This is a genomic window from Flavimaricola marinus (assembly GCF_900184895.1).
Lineage (GTDB): Bacteria > Pseudomonadota > Alphaproteobacteria > Rhodobacterales > Rhodobacteraceae > Flavimaricola > Flavimaricola marinus.
Window position 1 is genome coordinate 262,923 of sequence record NZ_FXZK01000005.1, and the last position, 17,034, is coordinate 279,956.

Sequence of the window (17,034 nt, forward strand, 5' to 3'; positions counted from 1 at the left end):
GGTGACGGGCTCCGGCACTTCGGCACGCACCGACAAGGCCGCCTTGCGCGATGCCGCAACCATCATCCTGCTACGCGACAGAACGACCACTCCGGCCATCCTGATGGGGCAACGCGGCGCGTCTGCCGCCTTCATGCCGATGAAGTTCGTGTTTCCCGGAGGGGCCGTCGATCCCGGTGACGCGGCGATCCCCTTGGCCGCCAACGTCTCTGGCACCTGCGCTGCCCGGCTGGCCGAGGAAAGCCGCACCAGCCCCGACACCCTCGCCGCCGCCGCGATCCGCGAACTGTGGGAGGAGACCGGGCAAGTTCTCGGCCGCCCCGGCGTCTGGCCCGACCCGCCCGCCGACTGGGCAGGCTTTGCCGCCACGGGGCACCTCCCCGACGCGAGCGCCCTGCAATTCGTGTTCCGCGCGGTGACGCCCGTCGGCCGCCCGCGCCGCTTCGACGCCCGGTTCTTTCTGGCCGACGCCGCAGCGCTCGCCACCGACCCGGACGATTTCGAACTGGCCTCGGATGAGCTCAGCCTCCTGCAATGGGTGCCGCTCGAAGAGGCCCGGTCCTTCGACCTGCCCTTCATCACAGAGGTGGTGCTGGCCGAACTCGCCAACCGGCTGGACGACCCCGGCCCGCCAGAGCGGGTGCCGTTCTTTCGCAACGACGACGAGGCGCATCTGGTCACCCGGCTCGGCGGGGTCAGCCCCCTCGCCGGTTAGGTCACCAAGACCAGCGCCAGCACGCTCAACCCGACCAGTACAACGCCCTGCCATTCCCGGGCCGAAATCCGTTCGCCAAAGATCAGCGCCCCTGCCATTAGCGACAGGATCACCTCGATCTGGCCGACGGCGTTGACATAGGCCACTGTCTGCAAGGTAAAGGCGGTGAACCAGCAGGCCGACCCAATGAGGCTGGTCAGGCCGACAAGGCCCGCCACCCGCCACGCCGCCAGCACGCGGGTGATCTCGCCACGCTCGCGCCACGCCAGCCACAGGGCCATGGCGACCAGCTGAAACGCCGTCACGCAGGCCAACGTGACCAGCGCCCGCTGAAAGCTGTCGCCCGTCTCAAGAGACAGCGATGCGCCGCGATAGCCGACGCCCGACACCGCGAACATCACGCCCGAGGCAAGGCCCAAGCCGACCGCCCGGTTGGCGATCCGGCGCAGCCACGCACCCTCGCCCCCCGGCGGGTCCGACAGCAGCAGCACGCCGATCAGCCCCAGAACGATCGCCGCAAGGCCCAGCCAAGAGACCCCCTCGCCCAGCACGATCAGGCCGACGAGCACGCTCATCAGCACTTCGGTCTTCTTGAAGGTGATGCCGACCGCGAAATGGCGGTGCGAAAACAAGGCCACGACGCACATCGTGGCAAGGATCTGCGCCGTGCCGCCGGCCAGCGCATAGGCCCAAAAGCTCCAAGACAGGCCCGGAACACCCTGCCCGCTCGCGCCGCTATAGGCCAACATGCCCAGCAGGGCCAAAGGGGCGGAATAGACAAATCGGGCAAAGGTCGCGCCGCCAGTGGACAGCCCGGTCCCCTTGAGCCGCTTTTGCAGCACGAAACGCCCGGTCTGCGCCGTCGCGGCCATCAGCGTTATCACGATCCACCAATCCATGAGACCGCTATGTCAGAGCCGGCCTATCTGCGCCAGAGCGGATGCACCACCGGGTCCTTGGCACGCCAGAAATATCGGGCGAAAACCTCGGCATAAGAGCGATAGCGATAGCCGCCGTTGCAGCCCAGATAGCGGTTCGGATTGGCCCGGTAGAGCGCCGGAAGCCGGTACCACGGCACCCTGGGATGCATATGGTGAACTACATGCAGGTTGTTGTTAAGGAACAGCAACGCCAGCGGGCCTCGGTCTTCGATGATGACGGTGCGGCCACGGGGCTTGTCGCTGGCCTGATGCTCCAGAAACGTGCGGATCTTGAGCAGGCTCAGCGCGATCCACGCAACGATCAGATAGGCCCACAGCGGCATCGGCGACAGCCAGACCACGAACAGGACGGCGAGCAGCGAGGGCAGATGCCACAGCCAGCCGCCCAGTGCGGCGCGGTCTCCGGCCCGGATCGCCCGCCAATCGCTTCGCATCCACATGATCTGGCCAAGGATCGGCCCCACGATCAACCGACCGGCGAGCGTCGCATTGGCGCGAAAGATCAGCCGAAGCAGCAGCGGCAGCCGTTCCCAATCGGCCGCGTCGAGGTAGTTGCTCTCGGGGTCGTCATAGGGATCGGTCAGGATGGCGTCGTGGTGGTGCGCCAGATGGCTGTCGCGAAACCGGGCGTAAGGCACGGCCAGCACAAGGACCGGCCAGATCAGGGCTTCGTTCAGGCGACGGTCGGCAAACGGATGTCCGTGCACGACCTCGTGGCTCAGCGAGGAATGAAACGCCGCTGCCACCCCGGCCACCGGGACGGCCAGCCACAAGGACAAGGTCGAAAGCGCCCAGACCGCGCCGCCCCAGACCACATAGCACAGGATGATCAGGCCAAGGGTCGGCCACTCCACCCGCCGTGCGCGGCGAATGTCACGCATTGCGGCCCCAGCGGATACCGGCCCAGAGCCGTTCGTAGAGGAAATACATGGTCAGGCCCAAGGCCGCATTGATTAGCGCCATCGTGCCACCCGTGCTCAACGATCCGGTCATCGCAAATCCGACGATCGCCATGATCAGCAGCCCGAGAAGGTTCCAGATCACGGCCTTGATGACGGACCGCTTGCGGCTCTCCATGTCGTTCTCCTTGTTTACGATAGGTTTTTCCTATCCCCGGCACGCACAACCGACCATTCTGTTTCTGATTAACAAAACACGACAGATGGTATATTTATGCCCGCATGTTGACAAAAGTAGACAAACGGGATCGCGCCGCCCTGTTCCGCACCCGGCTTCAGACCGCGATGGCCGAACGGCACAGCACGCAAAGCGCCCTCGCCCGCGCCGCAGGGGTGGATCGGTCGACGATCTCGCAACTTATGCAGGACGACGGATCGCGGCTGCCCAACGCGCATCTGGTGGCGTCCTGTGCGGCGGCGCTCGGGGTCTCGGCGGATTGGCTTCTGGGCCTGTCCGAGCGGCCAGAGCGGGCGGCCGACCTGATCGCCGCCGCCATGTCGATGCCCGAAGCACCGCGGGCGCTGGTCGACGAGCATATCTTTGGCTGGCACCAAGAGGCGGCGGGCTACAAGATCCGGCATGTGCCCGCCGGCCTGCCCGACATGCTCAAGACCGAGGCGATGCTGCGCTGGGAATACACGCCCTCGCTGGGGCGGACGATCGATCAGGCGATCGGCGCCAGCCAGGACAGGCTCAACCTGATGCGCGGCGCGCGCTCGGATTTCGAGATCGCGCTGCCGGTGCATGAGTTGGCGGAATTCGCTACCGGAACAGGCTATTACGACGGTTTGCCGGCGCAGGTCCGGCGCGATCAGATCGACCAGTTGATCGACCTGCACCAACAGCTCTATCCGACGCTGCGGCTCTATCTGTTCGATGCCCGCAAGCTGTTTTCAGCCCCGGTGACGATCTTCGGGCCGCTTTTGGCGTCGGTCTATCTGGGCAGCAACTATCTGGTGTTTCGCGATACCGAACGGGTGCAAGCGATTACGCGGCATTTCGACGGGCTGATCCGGGCGGCCGAAGTGCCCGCGCACACACTGGCCGATCACCTCAACGCCCTGCGGCGACAGGTGCGCTAGGCGGGCCTGCTCAACGGACGCCGACGGCCTTCCCCGCACCCTCCGGGCGGGGCAGACCCGCATGGGTCTCGGCCAGACGCGCCATCGGCACCGCCACCCGATCATCGGGCATCGCCGATGACCGGGTCTCGAGGCTGACATGGATCAGCATATGCTCGCCCGTCGCCAACAGCCGCTCGCCCCCATACATCCGGTGGAACAGATGCATCCGCTTGCCCTGCCCCTCGAGGCATTGGCTTTCAACCCGGATCCGGGCGCCCGCCTTGGCCTCGTCCAGATGGCGGATATGGGTCTCGACGGTGAAAAAGCTGACGCCGCTGGCCACATAATCCGCATCACAGCCGACAAGGCGCATCATCCGGTCGGTCGCGTCGCCAAAGGCGGTCAGATAGCGGGCCTCGTTCATATGACCGTTGTAGTCGGTCCAATCCAGCGGTACCGCCTGGGAGACGGTCAGGATCGGCTGCGAAAGGTCGGCCACGTCCTCCAGACGCTCCGGCAAAGTCGACATCCGCACATCCTGCGCCTTCAAGAGCGCCCCCGCCCCCCAATTCTGCGCCTTCAGGCCGCGCAGGATACTCACCAGATTGGTGTCGCGCATCCGCTCCAACTCGCGGATCGAATAGGCGCCCGACTGCGCGTCGGACTGTCCCGCCACGGCATCGATCAGCGCATCGTCGAGGTCCGGCACATCCATCAGCTTGGTCCACGGCCAGCTGAGGCACGGGCCGAATTGCTCGATGAAATGGCGCATCCCGGCTTCGCCGCCCGCAATGCGATAGGTCTCGAACAGGCCCATCTGTGCCCAGCGCAGGCCAAAGCCATAGCGGATGGCGTTGTCGATCTCCTCGGTCGTCGCGATGCCATCCTTGATCAGCCACAGCGCCTCGCGCCAGACCGCCTCAAGAAAGCGATCCGCGATATGGGCATCGATTTCCTTCTTGAGATGAAGCGGATAGCAGCCGATCCCCTCCAGCACCGCCTTGGCACGATCCACCAATTCGACAGGGTTCGCCTCGGTCGTCACCAACTCGATCAGCGGCAGCAAATAGACCGGATTGAACGGATGGGTCACCACGATCTGGCCCGGGCGCACGGCATCGCCCTGCAACTCGCTTGGCTTGAAACCAGAGGTCGACGAGCCGATCACCGCGTCGGGCGCGCAATGCTCCTGCACCGTCTGATAGACCTTGCGCTTGAGCTCCAGACGCTCCGGCACGCTCTCCTGAATCCACTCGGCGCCCGCCACGGCCTCCGGGATCGTCGGGTGAAACGTCAGGCGGCCCTCCTGCGGCATCGCGACGTCGGCCAGTCCGGGCAACGAGGCCCGCGCCCCGGCAAGCACCTCCGCGATCTTGCGCTCGGCCTCCGGGTCGGGGTCGAACACCCGCACGTCCCACCCCATGAGCAGAAAACGCGCCGCCCAGCCTCCGCCGATCACGCCGCCGCCGATGATTGCCGCCGTTGCCATCACGCCTCTCCCTTGTGGGGCCGGTCGAGGACCGCCCAAATCATTGCCCCTGCGGCACCATTTGCAGGCGCGACACATCGTATCCGTTGAAATCCAGTATCTCGCGGGCGGCGATCAGCCGGTCCTGCGGGATCACCGGATCGCGGTTCAGGATCCAGCCCGTGGTGCCATCGGGATTGCCGACCACCGCCGTGCGATAGCCCTCGTCGACCCACAGAACCCAGTAGTCCCCGGCCACAAAGGGCACGCTGGCAAAGCGGACCTTCAGCCGCCCCGGCCCGACGATCTCGGCCGTGCCCTCGATGGTGCTGACCGATCCGTCCTCCGCCGAACCGCAGGAGTTCAGAACCGAGATCAACCCATCCTCGCGCATCCCGTATTCGGCCGTGACATTGACGCAGCCGCGCTCGAACACGTTGGGAAACCGGGCCACCTCGTACCACAGGCCGAGGTAGCGATCGGGTTCGAACAGGGCCTTGGAGGCAATCGGCACCGAGGTATCGCGGTAGGATTCAAACAACGGGACGGCAGGCTCTCCGTCCGGTCCGGGAATACAGGCACTCAGCGCCAGTGCGACGGCCAGCCCCAGCGCCGCCCTCACAGCGCCACCGGGGCGCACTTGGTCAGACCCAGCTTGGCCCGAACCGCCTCCGGTCCCATGACGCGGGCGCCCATGCGCTCGACGATGCCGACGGCGCGGTCCACAAGCTGGGCATTGGTGGCCAATTCGCCCTTGCCGAGCCACAGATTGTCCTCCAGCCCCACACGGACATGACCGCCTGCCAGCACGGCGGCAGAGACATAGGCCATCTGATGACGGCCCAGCGCAAAGGCCGAAAAGGTCCAGTCTTTCGGCACGTTGTTGACCATCGCCATAAAGGTGTTGAGGTCATCGGGCGCGCCCCAGGGCACGCCCATGCACAGCTGCACGAGGGCCGGAGCATCCAATGCGCCCTCCGCCACCAACTGCTTGGCAAACCACAGATGGCCGGTGTCAAAGGCCTCGATCTCGGGCTTCACGCCCAGATCGGTCATCATCCGGCCCATCGCACGAAGCATCCCCGGCGTGTTGGTCATAACGTAATCGGCCTCGGCGAAATTCATCGTGCCGCAATCGAGGGTGCAGATCTCGGGCAGGCACTGGGCCACATGGGCGACCCGCTCTGTGGCACCGACCATATCGGTGCCGGCGACGGTAGGCAAAGGCTGCTCGACGCCGCCAAAGACGATGTCGCCGCCCATGCCGGCGGTCAGGTTCAGGACAACATCCACTTCGGCGGCGCGAATGCGGTCGGTGACCTCGCGGTACAGCTCGGCGCGGCGCGACGGCACGCCGGTTTCCGGATCACGAACATGGCAATGCACGATCGCGGCCCCCGCCCTGGCGGCCTCGATGGCGCTGTCCGCAATCTGCTGCGGCGAGCGCGGCACATGCGGACTGCGGTCCTGCGTGCTTCCCGATCCGGTCACGGCACAGGTGATAAACACCTCTTGGCTCATCTCTAATGGCATTCGCGCGGCCTCCCTTGTCGTCGGCAACCGTCCGCGATTTCGCAATCGGGCGCAAGCGACAGTGGCGGCAAAACCTTGACGGACAGCGACGCGAAATGGCAAACACCCGGCATGACCAAGCGCAACCCCATCGCCACGGCCGTCTTTACCGCCTGCACATAACGGCAGCCGGTCCCTTTCCCTTTTGAAATGACACCCGCCGCCGCAAGGACGGTGAGCGCAAAGGATCGTCCAAGCGGCCGCTTCGGAGACGACGATGATCCCAACAATCCGCCCCGCAAGACCCTCGGACATTCCCGCCCTACTCGGGCTGATGCGCAAATTCTGCGCCTATCACGACCAGCCCTGCGAAACCGGGCTGGAACGGCTGCAACTGACGCTGTTCGACAGCGGGCGGGTCACTGCACTCATCGCCGAAACCGACCGGCCCATCGGCTATGCCGCGCTGGAATGGGTCTGGCGGCCCATGGACGAGCACGACGGGCTCGACATCGCGCAGCTCTACGTCGTCGACCACTGGCGCAGCAAAGGGGTGGGTCGGGCGCTGATCGGGGCCGCCGCCACAGTGGCGCGTCAAGCATCCGCCTCGCAGCTCACCATCGCCAGCAGCGCACAAAATCCCGGCGCTGCGGCGGCCTACCGGGCCATGGGGCTCACCGAACGGCCGGCCCCCGGCGCAGGATTCCGGGTCGCGCTCTGACGGGAGGGCGGGCGGGGCGTCGCGGCACGCGCGCGTCGCCCCGTCCTCCGCCGTCAATACGGCATCGGATGCGCCTTGTGGGTCTCGGTGATCTCGGCCAGCACCTCGTCAGACAGGGCCACACCATAGCCATCGAGTATCTGCTGCAACTGGGCCGAGGTCGTCGCGCCAAAGATCGGGCAATTCGGGAACGGACGGGTCGTCTGCCAGGCCATCGCCATATGCACCGGATCAAGACCGTGGCGCTTGGCGAGCTCGACATAGGCGCGGGCCGCCGGCTCCTCGCGCGGCGCAACACGGCCGCCCATATCCGGGGTCAGCGACCGACGAGAGCCCTCGGGAATCGCGCCTCCCAGATACTTGCCCGTCAGAATGCCGGCCGCCAAAGGCGAAAAGGCCAGCAAGGTCACATCCTCGTTCACACCCACTTCGGCCATGTCGGTGTCATAGAGGCGGCACATCAACGAATACTCGTTCTGAACCGAGGCGACGCGCGGGCCACCAACGGCCTCGGCCCGGTCGATCCAACGGCAGGTGCCCCAGGCGCTCTCGTTCGACAAACCAAACGCACGGACCTTCCCTTCGGCGACCATCTCGGCCATCGCACCAAGGATTTCATCCATATGCGCGATGTTGGAGGCACGATCCTGCGAGCTGGGATCAAATGTCCAGTTCTGGCGGAACATATAGCTGCCCCGGGCCGGCCAATGCAGCTGATAGAGATCGATCACGTCGGTCTGCAACCGGCGCAACGAATCCTCGACAGCACCGCGGATGTTGCTCCCGTCAAATCCCTTGCCCTCGCGCTTGAAGCCGGGGTTTGGGCCGGTGATCTTGGTGGCGATCTTCACCTCGGAGCGACGACCGGAGGCTTTGACCCAATTGCCCACGATCTCCTCGGACTTCCCGGCACGCTCGGCGGTGACCGGGTTCACCGGATACATCTCGGCGGTGTCCAGAAAATCGATCCCGGCATCCAGCGCCATATCGATCTGGCGATGGGCGTCCTCCTGCGGGGTCTGGTTACCATAGGTCATCGTGCCAAGGCACCATTCGGACACGGTAAAACCGGCCCGGCCAAGGGGTATCTGTTTCATTTCGGTGCTCTACCTCGGGAAATTGCGTTGAACGGTGACTCTAGCCGGGAAGGCAGGATCCGCAAGGGCAGGACCGCAGCCCGCTCGGGTGCCGCCCGGGCGAGCCCGCCTTGGTGGGGCCAGGCCGTGAGGCGCTAGAGCCCGAAATCGGCCGCCGTCAGGCCCTGCGCGTTCAGCAACAGGATCTCCATGTCGGTCGACCCGTCGCCATCGGCATCAAAGCGGACGAGGCTGTTCACCGGACCCTCGTTGGTGACCCTGATCTCGGCGCCACCGCTGGCACTAAAGCCGGCCGCCCCGATGAAATCGAGGTTGGCGGTGATCGGGAACAGGTCGATATAGTCGACGCCGACCTCGAAATCGGCAATCACGTCACGGCTGCCGCCCACGGCACTGTCGGTGACCTCATAAAAGGTGAAATAGTCACTCCCAAGCTCGCCGTAGAGGTAGTCAAAGCCCCCGCCGCCAGCCAGAATATCGGAGCCTTCGCCGGCGACGATGAGGTCAGAGCCTTCGCCGCCAAAGATCTGATCGTCGCCCGCGCCTCCAGCCAGAATGTCGCCACCGTCATCGCCATAGACGAAATCGTCGCCCCCCGCGGCAAAGACGAGATCGGCATCGTCGCCACCATAAAAGCTCTCGCCCACGGCGCCGCCAAGGATGAAATCGTCGCCATCCCCGCCCAGCACATCCCCGGCGACCTCGCCCGCGCGGCCAAGATAGAGATCGGCATCCTGGCCGAGATCGATCTCCCCGGTGATCGAACCAGAATTGACGATCGCGTCCTCACCGGCCGCAAGGTCGATCGCGCCAAGGATCGTGCCGCTGTTGACGACCTCGTCGTCCATATTGCCGGTATCGATCGCATGCTGGTCGGTGCCGACGACGGTGCCGGCATTGTCCAGGATCAATGTCGTATCGGTGTCGGTGTCGATCCCGGTATCGCCCCCCGATATCGTGCCGGTATTCGTCACGACGACGATCCCCGATACCCCCACGACGGCCGAGGCCAGCGCGGTGATCTCTCCGGAATTGACAAGCGTGACCTCGACGTTCGATGCCGTGTCATTGCCGAAATACACAGCTCTCAAATCGGAACTGATGGTCCCGCTGTTGACCAGAGAGCCATTGCCACCATTGAAGGAGACGCCTTGATTGGCCGACAATATATCGCCCGAATTCTGGACTTCCGCGCCAGTCGCCTGAATATCGAGGCCATAGTTGTCACCGACGATGGTGCCGCTGTTCTCCAGATGCAGGCCGACGCCATCGACGCGAACCCCGGAGATGCCGGTGATCGTGCCCGCGTTCATGACACTGGCACTCGCACCGTCGATATCGAGACCAAAGGTGGTCATGCTGGAAATCGAGCCGTTGTTTTCGATCGTGGCATCCGTTCCGGTGATCCAGATGCCGTCGTCGATGGATGTGATCATGCCATTGTTGACAACACCGCCCTCCGTCGAATTCAGCGCGACCCCGAAGGTGCCGCCATAGAGAAACCCGGTAAAGGAAATGATCGCAAAGTCTCTGGCCGCGTTCAAATCGATGGCCGCTCCGTTGTCCGACGCGACGGTGCCTTCGACGAGGATGGTGACGTCTTCAATGGCGGAATCGATGGCATCGGCAGCGTTCCCGACGACGACATTGCCTTCGACGATATGCGTCCCGGCGACGACTGCATCATATCCGTTGGTGGTTTCCGAAACGAGTGTGACCATGATGTTCTCCCTGATGTCCCACGATAAGGGGCTGAAATTGGTGGCTTCTGAATATCCAAAGGTGCAATGGGCCCAGATTGGAAAACCTGCGGGCGGGCTGTCAATACCGGGTTACCCGCCCCGGATCGGCCAAAGGGCGCGGCGGCTGACGGGACGGTGGACGGGACGGCGGGCGGGGCGGCGTCGGGGGCGCAAGCCCGCGACAAGCGCCGGCCCGGCGTTTGCCCATTGCGCCCGACGCGCGGCAGGCACATTCTCGCGAAATGCGCCTGATGCTCGCCTTCGTGCCCCTCCTTCTGTCGGTCTGCCTGCTGCAACTGTCTTCGGGCGGTGTCGGTCCACTCGACGCGCTCACCGGTCTCGGGGCCGGTTTCAGCGCGGGGCAAGTGGGCTTTCTCGGCTCGGCGCATTTCTTCGGGTTCTTCATCGGCTGCTGGTGGGCGCCACGGCTGATGGCCGAGGTGGGACACAGCCGGGCCTACGCCAGCTTCACGGCCCTCGGCGCGATCGGGTTGGCCGGGCACGTGCTGATCACCGACCCGCTGGCATGGGCGCTCATGCGGATCGCCTCGGGGGTCTGCGTGGCCGGGTGCTACACGGTGATCGAGGCGTGGCTACAGGCGCGATTGACCAATGAGACGCGGGGGCGGGCGATGGGAGGCTACCGGGTGGTGGACATCTCGGCGAGCTTCGCCGCGCAGTTCATGATCGGCGCGCTGGCGGACATGGAGACCTATATCGCCTACAATCTGCTGACGATCCTGTGCTGCGCCTCGATCCTGCCGCTCGGGATCAGCCGGATGCCGCAACCGCAGCTGCCGCAAACCGGGCGACTGAGGCCCGCTCTCGCATGGGCGCGATCTCCGCTGGCCGTGGCCGGCTGTATCGTCTCGGCGGTTTCGGGGGCCTCGTTCCGGATGGTCGGGCCGATCTACGGGATCGAGGTCGGGCTGGGCGCGGACCAGATCGGCCTGTTCCTCGCCGCCTATGTGGCCGGTGGCGCGATCTCGCAATATCCGACCGGCTGGCTGGCCGACAAGTTCGACAGGCGGTGGGTGCTGATCTGGCTCTCGGTGGCCTCGGTGATCTCTTGCGGCGCGACGGTGGCGCTGGCAGGCACCGGACCTATCGGAGTCATGCTGTCGGCCACCCTGTTCGGCCTGACGACGGTGCCGATCTATTCCGTCTCGGCGGCGCATGCGCACGATTTCGCGACGGCCGAAGAGCGGGTGGAACTCTCCGCCGCTCTGATGTTCTTCTATGCGGTCGGGGCCATCGGAGCGCCCTATCTGGCCTCGACCCTGATCGGGGGTTTCGGAGCGGCATCGCTCTTTGGGCTGATCTCGGTGGCGCATATCGGGCTGATCGGATTCGGGCTGCTGCGGATGCGGGCGCGGCCGGCATCGGAGATCCGGACGCGCTATGTCTATGCCCCGCGCACCTCGTTCTGGATCGGGCGGCTCCTGGGCAAGACACGTGAGAAGGACTGATCCAGCGGCCGCGCCCTCCGGGCGCGATTCCTCCATCTCGCGGCTGTCGCCGCTCGTGCTGGCGCCTGACATGGAGTGCGGTGCGTTAATCCGGCCCGTGCCGAAAACGAGACCGCCTCGATACCGACGGATGACCGACGTCGGACCACAACCCCCTCCGACCCCGTTTACCTTTGCCGTTCGTAGGGCTACATCGGCACCAATCGACACTGCAAAGGCGCACCCATGGCCCGTCACCTGATCACCTCTGCAATCCCCTACATCAACGGGATCAAGCATTTAGGCAACCTCGTGGGCAGCCAACTTCCCGCCGACCTCTATGCCCGCTATCTGCGCGGTCGCGGCCACGAAGTGCTGTTCCTCTGCGCGACTGACGAACATGGCGCACCCGCCGAAATCGCCGCCGCCAAGGCCGGCCTTCCGGTTGCCGATTACTGCGACCAAATGCATGAAATCCAAGGTAAAATCGCCTCCGACTTCCGGCTGAGCTTCGATCACTTCGGCCGCTCCTCCTCGGCGCAGAACCATCGCCTGACGCAAGCGTTTGCAGCACTGCTCGACGACGCCGGTCTGATCCGCGAAGTCTCCGAAAAACAGATGTATTCCCCCACCGACGGCCGGTTTCTGCCGGATCGCTACATCGAGGGCACCTGCCCCAACTGCGGTTTCGACAGTGCCCGTGGCGATCAGTGCGACAACTGCACCAAGCAGCTCGACCCGACCGATCTGATCGACCCGCGCAGCACGATCTCCGGCGCCACAGATCTTGAAATCCGCGAGACCAAGCACCTCTACCTGCGCCAGTCCGAGATGCGCGAAAAGCTCTCGGCCTGGATCGACGAAAAGACCGATTGGCCGATCCTGACGACCTCGATCGCGCGCAAATGGCTCAACGACGGCAATGGCTTGCAGGATCGCGGCATCACCCGCGATCTGGCTTGGGGCATCCCGGTTCAGAAAGGCGATGAGCCTTGGCCCGGCATGGAAGGCAAGGTGTTCTACGTCTGGTTCGACGCCCCCATCGAATACATTGCCTGTGCACAGGAATGGCAGGACGCGGGCAAGGGCGACGACTGGGAACGTTGGTGGCGCACCGACAAGGGCGCAGACGACGTCCGCTACACCCAGTTCATGGGCAAGGACAACGTGCCCTTCCACACCCTTGGCTTTCCGGCCACGATCATGGGCACCGGCGAGCCGTGGAAGCTCGTCGATTATATCAAGAGTTTCAACTACCTGACCTATGACGGCGGGCAATTCTCGACTTCGCGTGGGCGCGGCGTGTTCATGGATCAGGCGCTGGAGATCCTGCCGCCGGACTACTGGCGCTGGTGGCTGCTCAGCCACGCCCCCGAAACCTCGGACGCCGAGTTCACATGGGAGAACTTCCAGACTTCGGTGAACAAGGATCTGGCCGATGTGCTGGGCAATTTCGTCAGCCGGATCACCAAATTCTGCCGCTCGAAGTTCAGCGAAGCGGTGCCCGACGGCGGGGCCTACGGCGAACGGGAAACCCAGCTGATCGAGGATCTGGGCGCCAAGCTCACGGCCTACAACGGCTATATGGACGCCATCGAAGTGCGGCGGGCCGCGGCCGAACTGCGTTCGATCTGGGCGGCCGGCAACGAATACCTGCAGGCGGCAGCCCCGTGGACAACGATCAAGACCGATCCCGAAACCGCGGCCATGCAGGTCCGGCTCGGGCTCAATCTGATCCGGCTCTATGCCGTGCTCTCGGCGCCGTTCATCCCCGATGCCAGCGCAGAGCTGATGGAGGCGATGCATACCGATCTGGGCGACTGGCCCGACGACATCGCGGCCGCGCTCAGCGCCCTGCCGCCCGGTCACGCCTTCACCGTGCCGAACGTGACCTTTCGCAAGGTGACCGACGACGAGGTCGCGGATTGGGCGGAGCGGTTCGCCGGAACCCGCACCTGATGCGGATGCGGGCGAGGCGCAGCCATGGTGGGCTCTAACCCACCTACCCATGGCGCGACTTCGGTCCTATACTGCCCCGAACAAAGAGGCAGAGCAGGCCCGGCATCCGTATGACGGCACTCAAGGAATACGCACGATTGGAGAGCACCGGCCTCTGGCGCGCCACGCCAGAGGACCAGCGGCGCGAGGTCGGCCTGTCCTTTGGCGAGGCCACATTGGTGATCACTGACAGCGCGAACCGGCCGCTCACCCACTGGTCGCTGCCGGCGATCTCGCGGATCAACCCGGGCAAGTTGCCCGCGCTCTTCACGCCCGATCCCGACGGCACCGAAACGCTCGAAATCGAAGACGACACCATGATCGACGCGATCGAGCAGGTGCGGCGGTCGCTCGCCCGCGCCCGGCCCCGTCCGGGGCGGCTCAGGCAATCGGTTGGCGGGCTGGTCCTGCTGACCTGTCTGGGGCTCGGCGTCTTCTGGCTTCCGGGCGCATTGACACGGCAGACGCTCAGCGTGGTCCCCCCGGTCAAGCGATCCGAGATCGGGGCGACGCTGCTCGGTCATCTGCAACGGCTCACCGGGGCCTCCTGCCGCAATCCGCTCGGCACACAGGCGCTCGCGCAACTCAAGGAGCGGGTTCTGGGGCGCGACGCGCCGGGGCAAATCCTCGTGCTGCCGGGGGGGCTGAACCAGCCGGTGTATCTGCCCGGCGGGATCATCCTGCTGACGCAGCAAATGGTCGAAGGCACCTCGGACCCGTCGGTGATCGCCGGATACGTCCTGGCCGCCGCGCTCAGCCGGACCGAGGCCGACCCGCTGGAGCCGGTGTTGGCCGATGCAGGGTTCGGAACAACGCTGCGGCTGTTGACGACAGGCGATATTCCGACCGACGCGCTGCAGAACTACGCCACGAAACTGGTGATCTCACCGCCCCCGCGCGCCGGGGCCGATGTGCTCGGCCCCGGGTTCGAAACCGCACAAGTGCCGCTCGCGCCCTATGCCTACGCGCTTGATCCGTCAGGGGAAACAGTGATCGACCTGATCGAGGCGGACCGGCTCTCCAATCAGGATCTGCCGATCATCCTCACCGATGGTGAATGGGTCAGCCTGCAGAACATCTGCCAGATCTGACTTGCCCCGCCCGCATCAGCGGCGGGTAAAGGCATCCCCGTAACCGGCCGAACGGGCCGCCCGCAGGGCCGCCTGAAGCCCGCCCGCATCGCCGAAGGGACCAGCCGCAACCACCTGAAGCGCCTGACCGTTGCGGGTCACGCGGGCGGTGCCGACGGGCAGGCCGAGGCTCTGAAGACGCGCCACCGCACGCTGCGCATTCGCCGGATCGCCGTAGGTGCCGACCTGAACGTAGCGGTGCCCGTTGCCCTGCAGAGCGGGCGCTGTAACCGCTTGCGGCACGGCACGGGTCGAGACGCGGGCGACGGGTTGCTGCGGTTGGGTCACCACGGCGCCGGCGACGGCGCGCGGCACACCGCGGTTGGGGTTCACCCGGCCATCGTCCCAGACCGGCTGATAGCCGCGCGGAACGGTGGCGGCGACGGCCGAGGCGCCCACCGGATTGGACGCCGGCACCGGGGCCGCGCCAAAGATCGGCGCCTGAGCGCGGGCCACGCTATGCGGATCGGCCGGCACAGAAGCGATCCCGGAGGGAGACAGCGCCTGCGGACCGCAACGCAACGGATAACGGGTCGTGCCGCCGACAAAGGTCACACCCGGACATGTCGCTGCCTCGGCAGACGCAGGAGCGACCGCAGGGCGCGACGGGGCCATCGGCACTGTCGCGCTGGCCACGGTCACCGGCGCCGATGGGCACTCCACCGGCTCGCCCGTCGCCTGATTGACAAAGGTCTGGCCGGTCGATGCGACGCGGGCACAGATCTCGCTCAGGGTCAGGCGCAGCGGCGCCGGCTGTGCGGCAACGGGAGCCGGGGCCGGAGTTGCGGCCATGCGCGGTGCGCTGCCGCAGTCGATCGGATCGCCGGTGCGGGCATTGATGAGGTTGGGCTGGATGCCGGTCAGGCCGGCGCAGGCCTCCGACTGGCTGATGCGCTGCGGTGCGGCGGCGGCGACAGGCTCAGCGGCGGGCGCTACCGGCGCGGCGACGGGGCGCGGGGCGCTTGCGCCGATTGTCGGCGGCGTGACGACGGACGCCACGGTCACCGTCGGTGCGCCGACGTTGGTGCTGCGCGGAGGCGTCGGGGCCGCGGCGACGACCGGAGCCGGGGCCGGGGCAACAGCCGCCGGGGCGGGCGCCGGTGCAGGTTCCGGCTGCGCGACCTCGACGGTCGGCGCCGGGGCTGGAGCCGGTGCGGGCTCCGGCGCCGGGGCCGCTGCGAAGGTCGGCTGGAACCCGCAAAGCTGGCTGCGGCTGCGATCGACCCGCGGCACCCATGTCACGGCGCCCGATATGCCGGCCCGGATAAAGGCGCAGCCGTTGCTGTCGACATACTGATTGGCGGTATAGCTCGAGGGTGGAAACTCGGCCGGGATATCCCCTGACGACACCTGCGCCTGAGCCGCAGGCACCAACGCCATCGACGCCGCCCCCACTGCCATTGTTGCAAACGTCCGAACAACCGCGTCCAAGAATCGCGTCATAACCATTATCCCCCGCAAGATATTGCGTCAGGATGCCAAACTAGACATATGATTGTAAAGCGCTTCCTGCCTTAATTTGGCCCTATTTGGTGCCAAACATCCGGTCGCCCGCATCGCCCAGACCGGGCACGATATAGCCGTGATCGTTCAGATGACTGTCCAGAGAGGCGGTGACGATCGGGACATCGGGATGCGCTTCTTTCATCCGTGCGACGCCTTCGGGCGCGGCGAGCAGGCACATGAAACGGACGTCCCGCGCGCCCGCTTGTTTGATCAGATCGATCGCGGCGGCCGAGGAATTGCCCGTGGCCAGCATCGGATCGACGACGATCGTCACCCGGTCTTCGAGGTTGGCGGGGGCCTTGAAGTAATACTGCACCGGCTGCAGCGTCTCCGGGTCGCGGTAGAGGCCGACAAAGCCGACCCGCGCCGAGGGGATCAGCTCAAGAATGCCGTCGAGCAAGCCGTTGCCCGCCCGCAGAATAGAGATCAGGGCGAGCTTCTTGCCCTCGATCTGCGGCGCGTCCATCGGCTCCATCGGCGTTTCAATGCGCTTGGTCGTCATCGGCAATTCGCGGGTGATCTCATAGGCGAGCAGATGGCTGATCTCGCGCAGCAATTGGCGGAACGACGCGGTCGAGGTGTCCTTCTCGCGCATGATGGTCAGCTTGTGCTGCACCAGGGGGTGGGTCACCACGGTCAAATGCTCAGTCGTCATCAGCACACCTCATCTCGCTGTCATTCCATCTTGGCCCGGGGGCCGTCGAGCGGCCGTCGGATCGGGGGCCGCGCCCC

Annotated in this window: 16 protein-coding genes; 6 read left to right on the forward strand and 10 right to left on the reverse strand. The window is 65.6% G+C overall.

Annotation, left to right across the window (positions count from 1 at the left end; translation table 11 throughout):
- The first annotated feature begins 1 nt into the window (after position 1).
- Entirely contained in the window at positions 2-715 is a 714-nt protein-coding gene (locus LOM8899_RS14430; protein WP_093992918.1) for an NUDIX hydrolase, read from the forward strand.
- Here LOM8899_RS14430 and LOM8899_RS14435 read toward each other — a convergent pair.
- Genes LOM8899_RS14435 through LOM8899_RS14445 form a run of 3 tightly spaced genes read right to left on the reverse strand, consistent with a single transcriptional unit; the run spans position 712 to position 2,733 of the window.
- Positions 712-1,614, reverse strand: a complete 903-nt coding sequence (locus LOM8899_RS14435) for an EamA family transporter (RefSeq protein WP_093992919.1) — start codon at positions 1,612-1,614, stop codon at positions 712-714. The two genes, LOM8899_RS14430 and LOM8899_RS14435, sit on opposite strands and share 4 nt — an antisense overlap.
- 23 nt (positions 1,615-1,637) lie before the next feature.
- Positions 1,638-2,537: a fatty acid desaturase gene (locus tag LOM8899_RS14440; protein WP_093992920.1), complete on the reverse strand. Its 900-nt coding sequence runs from the start codon at positions 2,535-2,537 to the stop codon at positions 1,638-1,640.
- Positions 2,530-2,733: a DUF2061 domain-containing protein gene (locus tag LOM8899_RS14445; protein WP_093992921.1), complete on the reverse strand. Its 204-nt coding sequence runs from the start codon at positions 2,731-2,733 to the stop codon at positions 2,530-2,532. The genes LOM8899_RS14440 and LOM8899_RS14445 overlap by 8 nt, the downstream gene beginning before the upstream one ends.
- A 104-nt stretch (positions 2,734-2,837) precedes the next feature.
- Between LOM8899_RS14445 and LOM8899_RS14450 the strand changes: the two genes are divergently transcribed.
- The gene (locus LOM8899_RS14450) at positions 2,838-3,698 is read left to right on the forward strand and encodes a helix-turn-helix domain-containing protein (RefSeq protein ID WP_093992922.1); all 861 of its coding nucleotides are present in this window, start codon (positions 2,838-2,840) and stop codon (positions 3,696-3,698) included.
- A 10-nt stretch (positions 3,699-3,708) separates the two neighbouring features.
- Here the strand turns inward: LOM8899_RS14450 and LOM8899_RS14455 are convergent, their stop codons facing one another.
- The 3 genes from LOM8899_RS14455 to bcoG are packed head-to-tail and all read right to left on the reverse strand — an operon-like array spanning position 3,709 to position 6,681.
- Positions 3,709-5,172: a carnitine 3-dehydrogenase gene (locus LOM8899_RS14455; RefSeq protein WP_093992923.1), complete on the reverse strand. Its 1,464-nt coding sequence runs from the start codon at positions 5,170-5,172 to the stop codon at positions 3,709-3,711.
- 37 nt (positions 5,173-5,209) lie between these two features.
- Complete coding sequence (locus tag LOM8899_RS14460) at positions 5,210-5,770, reverse strand: lipocalin family protein (protein WP_245820549.1); 561 nt, start codon at positions 5,768-5,770, stop codon at positions 5,210-5,212.
- On the reverse strand, positions 5,767-6,681 hold the full coding sequence (gene bcoG, locus LOM8899_RS14465; RefSeq protein WP_093992924.1) for a 3-dehydrocarnitine:acetyl-CoA trimethylamine transferase BcoG: 915 nt from the start codon (positions 6,679-6,681) through the stop codon (positions 5,767-5,769). Before bcoG ends, LOM8899_RS14460 begins: the two co-directional genes overlap by 4 nt.
- Before the next feature lie 256 nt (positions 6,682-6,937).
- On the opposite strand from bcoG, the gene LOM8899_RS14470 reads away from it, so the two are divergent.
- A complete protein-coding gene (locus LOM8899_RS14470) occupies positions 6,938-7,381 on the forward strand; it encodes a GNAT family N-acetyltransferase (protein WP_093992925.1) in 444 nt (147 codons plus the stop codon).
- 53 nt (positions 7,382-7,434) lie between these two features.
- Here the strand turns inward: LOM8899_RS14470 and LOM8899_RS14475 are convergent, their stop codons facing one another.
- Complete coding sequence (locus LOM8899_RS14475) at positions 7,435-8,478, reverse strand: aldo/keto reductase (protein WP_093992926.1); 1,044 nt, start codon at positions 8,476-8,478, stop codon at positions 7,435-7,437.
- Between the two features lie 134 nt (positions 8,479-8,612).
- A complete protein-coding gene (locus tag LOM8899_RS14480) occupies positions 8,613-10,199 on the reverse strand; it encodes a calcium-binding protein (RefSeq protein ID WP_093992927.1) in 1,587 nt (528 codons plus the stop codon).
- Positions 10,200-10,462: 263 nt separating this feature from the next.
- Between LOM8899_RS14480 and LOM8899_RS14485 the strand changes: the two genes are divergently transcribed.
- From LOM8899_RS14485 to LOM8899_RS14495, 3 genes are all read left to right on the forward strand, one after another.
- Positions 10,463-11,689 (forward strand): MFS transporter, encoded by a 1,227-nt coding sequence (locus LOM8899_RS14485; protein ID WP_093992928.1) that lies wholly within the window; start codon positions 10,463-10,465, stop codon positions 11,687-11,689.
- A gap of 225 nt (positions 11,690-11,914) precedes the next feature.
- Positions 11,915-13,627 carry a methionine--tRNA ligase gene (metG, locus tag LOM8899_RS14490; protein ID WP_093992929.1) on the forward strand — a complete coding sequence of 571 codons (1,713 nt, stop codon included), beginning with the start codon at positions 11,915-11,917 and terminating at the stop codon, positions 13,625-13,627.
- 110 nt (positions 13,628-13,737) lie between these two features.
- The gene (locus LOM8899_RS14495) at positions 13,738-14,757 is read left to right on the forward strand and encodes a hypothetical protein (protein ID WP_093992930.1); all 1,020 of its coding nucleotides are present in this window, start codon (positions 13,738-13,740) and stop codon (positions 14,755-14,757) included.
- A 15-nt stretch (positions 14,758-14,772) separates the two neighbouring features.
- Here the strand turns inward: LOM8899_RS14495 and LOM8899_RS23080 are convergent, their stop codons facing one another.
- Both LOM8899_RS23080 and upp read right to left on the reverse strand, forming a co-directional pair.
- Positions 14,773-16,239 (reverse strand): SPOR domain-containing protein, encoded by a 1,467-nt coding sequence (locus LOM8899_RS23080; RefSeq protein WP_168770551.1) that lies wholly within the window; start codon positions 16,237-16,239, stop codon positions 14,773-14,775.
- A gap of 82 nt (positions 16,240-16,321) precedes the next feature.
- On the reverse strand, positions 16,322-16,957 hold the full coding sequence (gene upp / locus LOM8899_RS14505; RefSeq protein ID WP_093992932.1) for a uracil phosphoribosyltransferase: 636 nt from the start codon (positions 16,955-16,957) through the stop codon (positions 16,322-16,324).
- Positions 16,958-17,034 lie beyond the last annotated feature (77 nt).

What these genes read in the sequence shown, in the direction of transcription:
- LOM8899_RS14440 (WP_093992920.1), bottom strand. Translation starts at nt 2,537, where the DNA reads ATGCGTGACATTCGCCGCGCACGGCGGGTGGAGTGGCCGACCCTTGGC.
- bcoG (WP_093992924.1), bottom strand. Translation starts at nt 6,681, where the DNA reads ATGCCATTAGAGATGAGCCAAGAGGTGTTTATCACCTGTGCCGTGACC.
- LOM8899_RS14435 (WP_093992919.1), bottom strand. Translation starts at nt 1,614, where the DNA reads ATGGATTGGTGGATCGTGATAACGCTGATGGCCGCGACGGCGCAGACC.
- LOM8899_RS14495 (WP_093992930.1), top strand. Translation starts at nt 13,738, where the DNA reads ATGACGGCACTCAAGGAATACGCACGATTGGAGAGCACCGGCCTCTGG.
- LOM8899_RS14450 (WP_093992922.1), top strand. Translation starts at nt 2,838, where the DNA reads ATGTTGACAAAAGTAGACAAACGGGATCGCGCCGCCCTGTTCCGCACC.
- LOM8899_RS14485 (WP_093992928.1), top strand. Translation starts at nt 10,463, where the DNA reads ATGCGCCTGATGCTCGCCTTCGTGCCCCTCCTTCTGTCGGTCTGCCTG.
- LOM8899_RS23080 (WP_168770551.1), bottom strand. Translation starts at nt 16,239, where the DNA reads ATGACGCGATTCTTGGACGCGGTTGTTCGGACGTTTGCAACAATGGCA.
- LOM8899_RS14475 (WP_093992926.1), bottom strand. Translation starts at nt 8,478, where the DNA reads ATGAAACAGATACCCCTTGGCCGGGCCGGTTTTACCGTGTCCGAATGG.
- LOM8899_RS14480 (WP_093992927.1), bottom strand. Translation starts at nt 10,199, where the DNA reads ATGGTCACACTCGTTTCGGAAACCACCAACGGATATGATGCAGTCGTC.
- LOM8899_RS14445 (WP_093992921.1), bottom strand. Translation starts at nt 2,733, where the DNA reads ATGGAGAGCCGCAAGCGGTCCGTCATCAAGGCCGTGATCTGGAACCTT.
- metG (WP_093992929.1), top strand. Translation starts at nt 11,915, where the DNA reads ATGGCCCGTCACCTGATCACCTCTGCAATCCCCTACATCAACGGGATC.
- LOM8899_RS14470 (WP_093992925.1), top strand. Translation starts at nt 6,938, where the DNA reads ATGATCCCAACAATCCGCCCCGCAAGACCCTCGGACATTCCCGCCCTA.
- upp (WP_093992932.1), bottom strand. Translation starts at nt 16,957, where the DNA reads ATGACGACTGAGCATTTGACCGTGGTGACCCACCCCCTGGTGCAGCAC.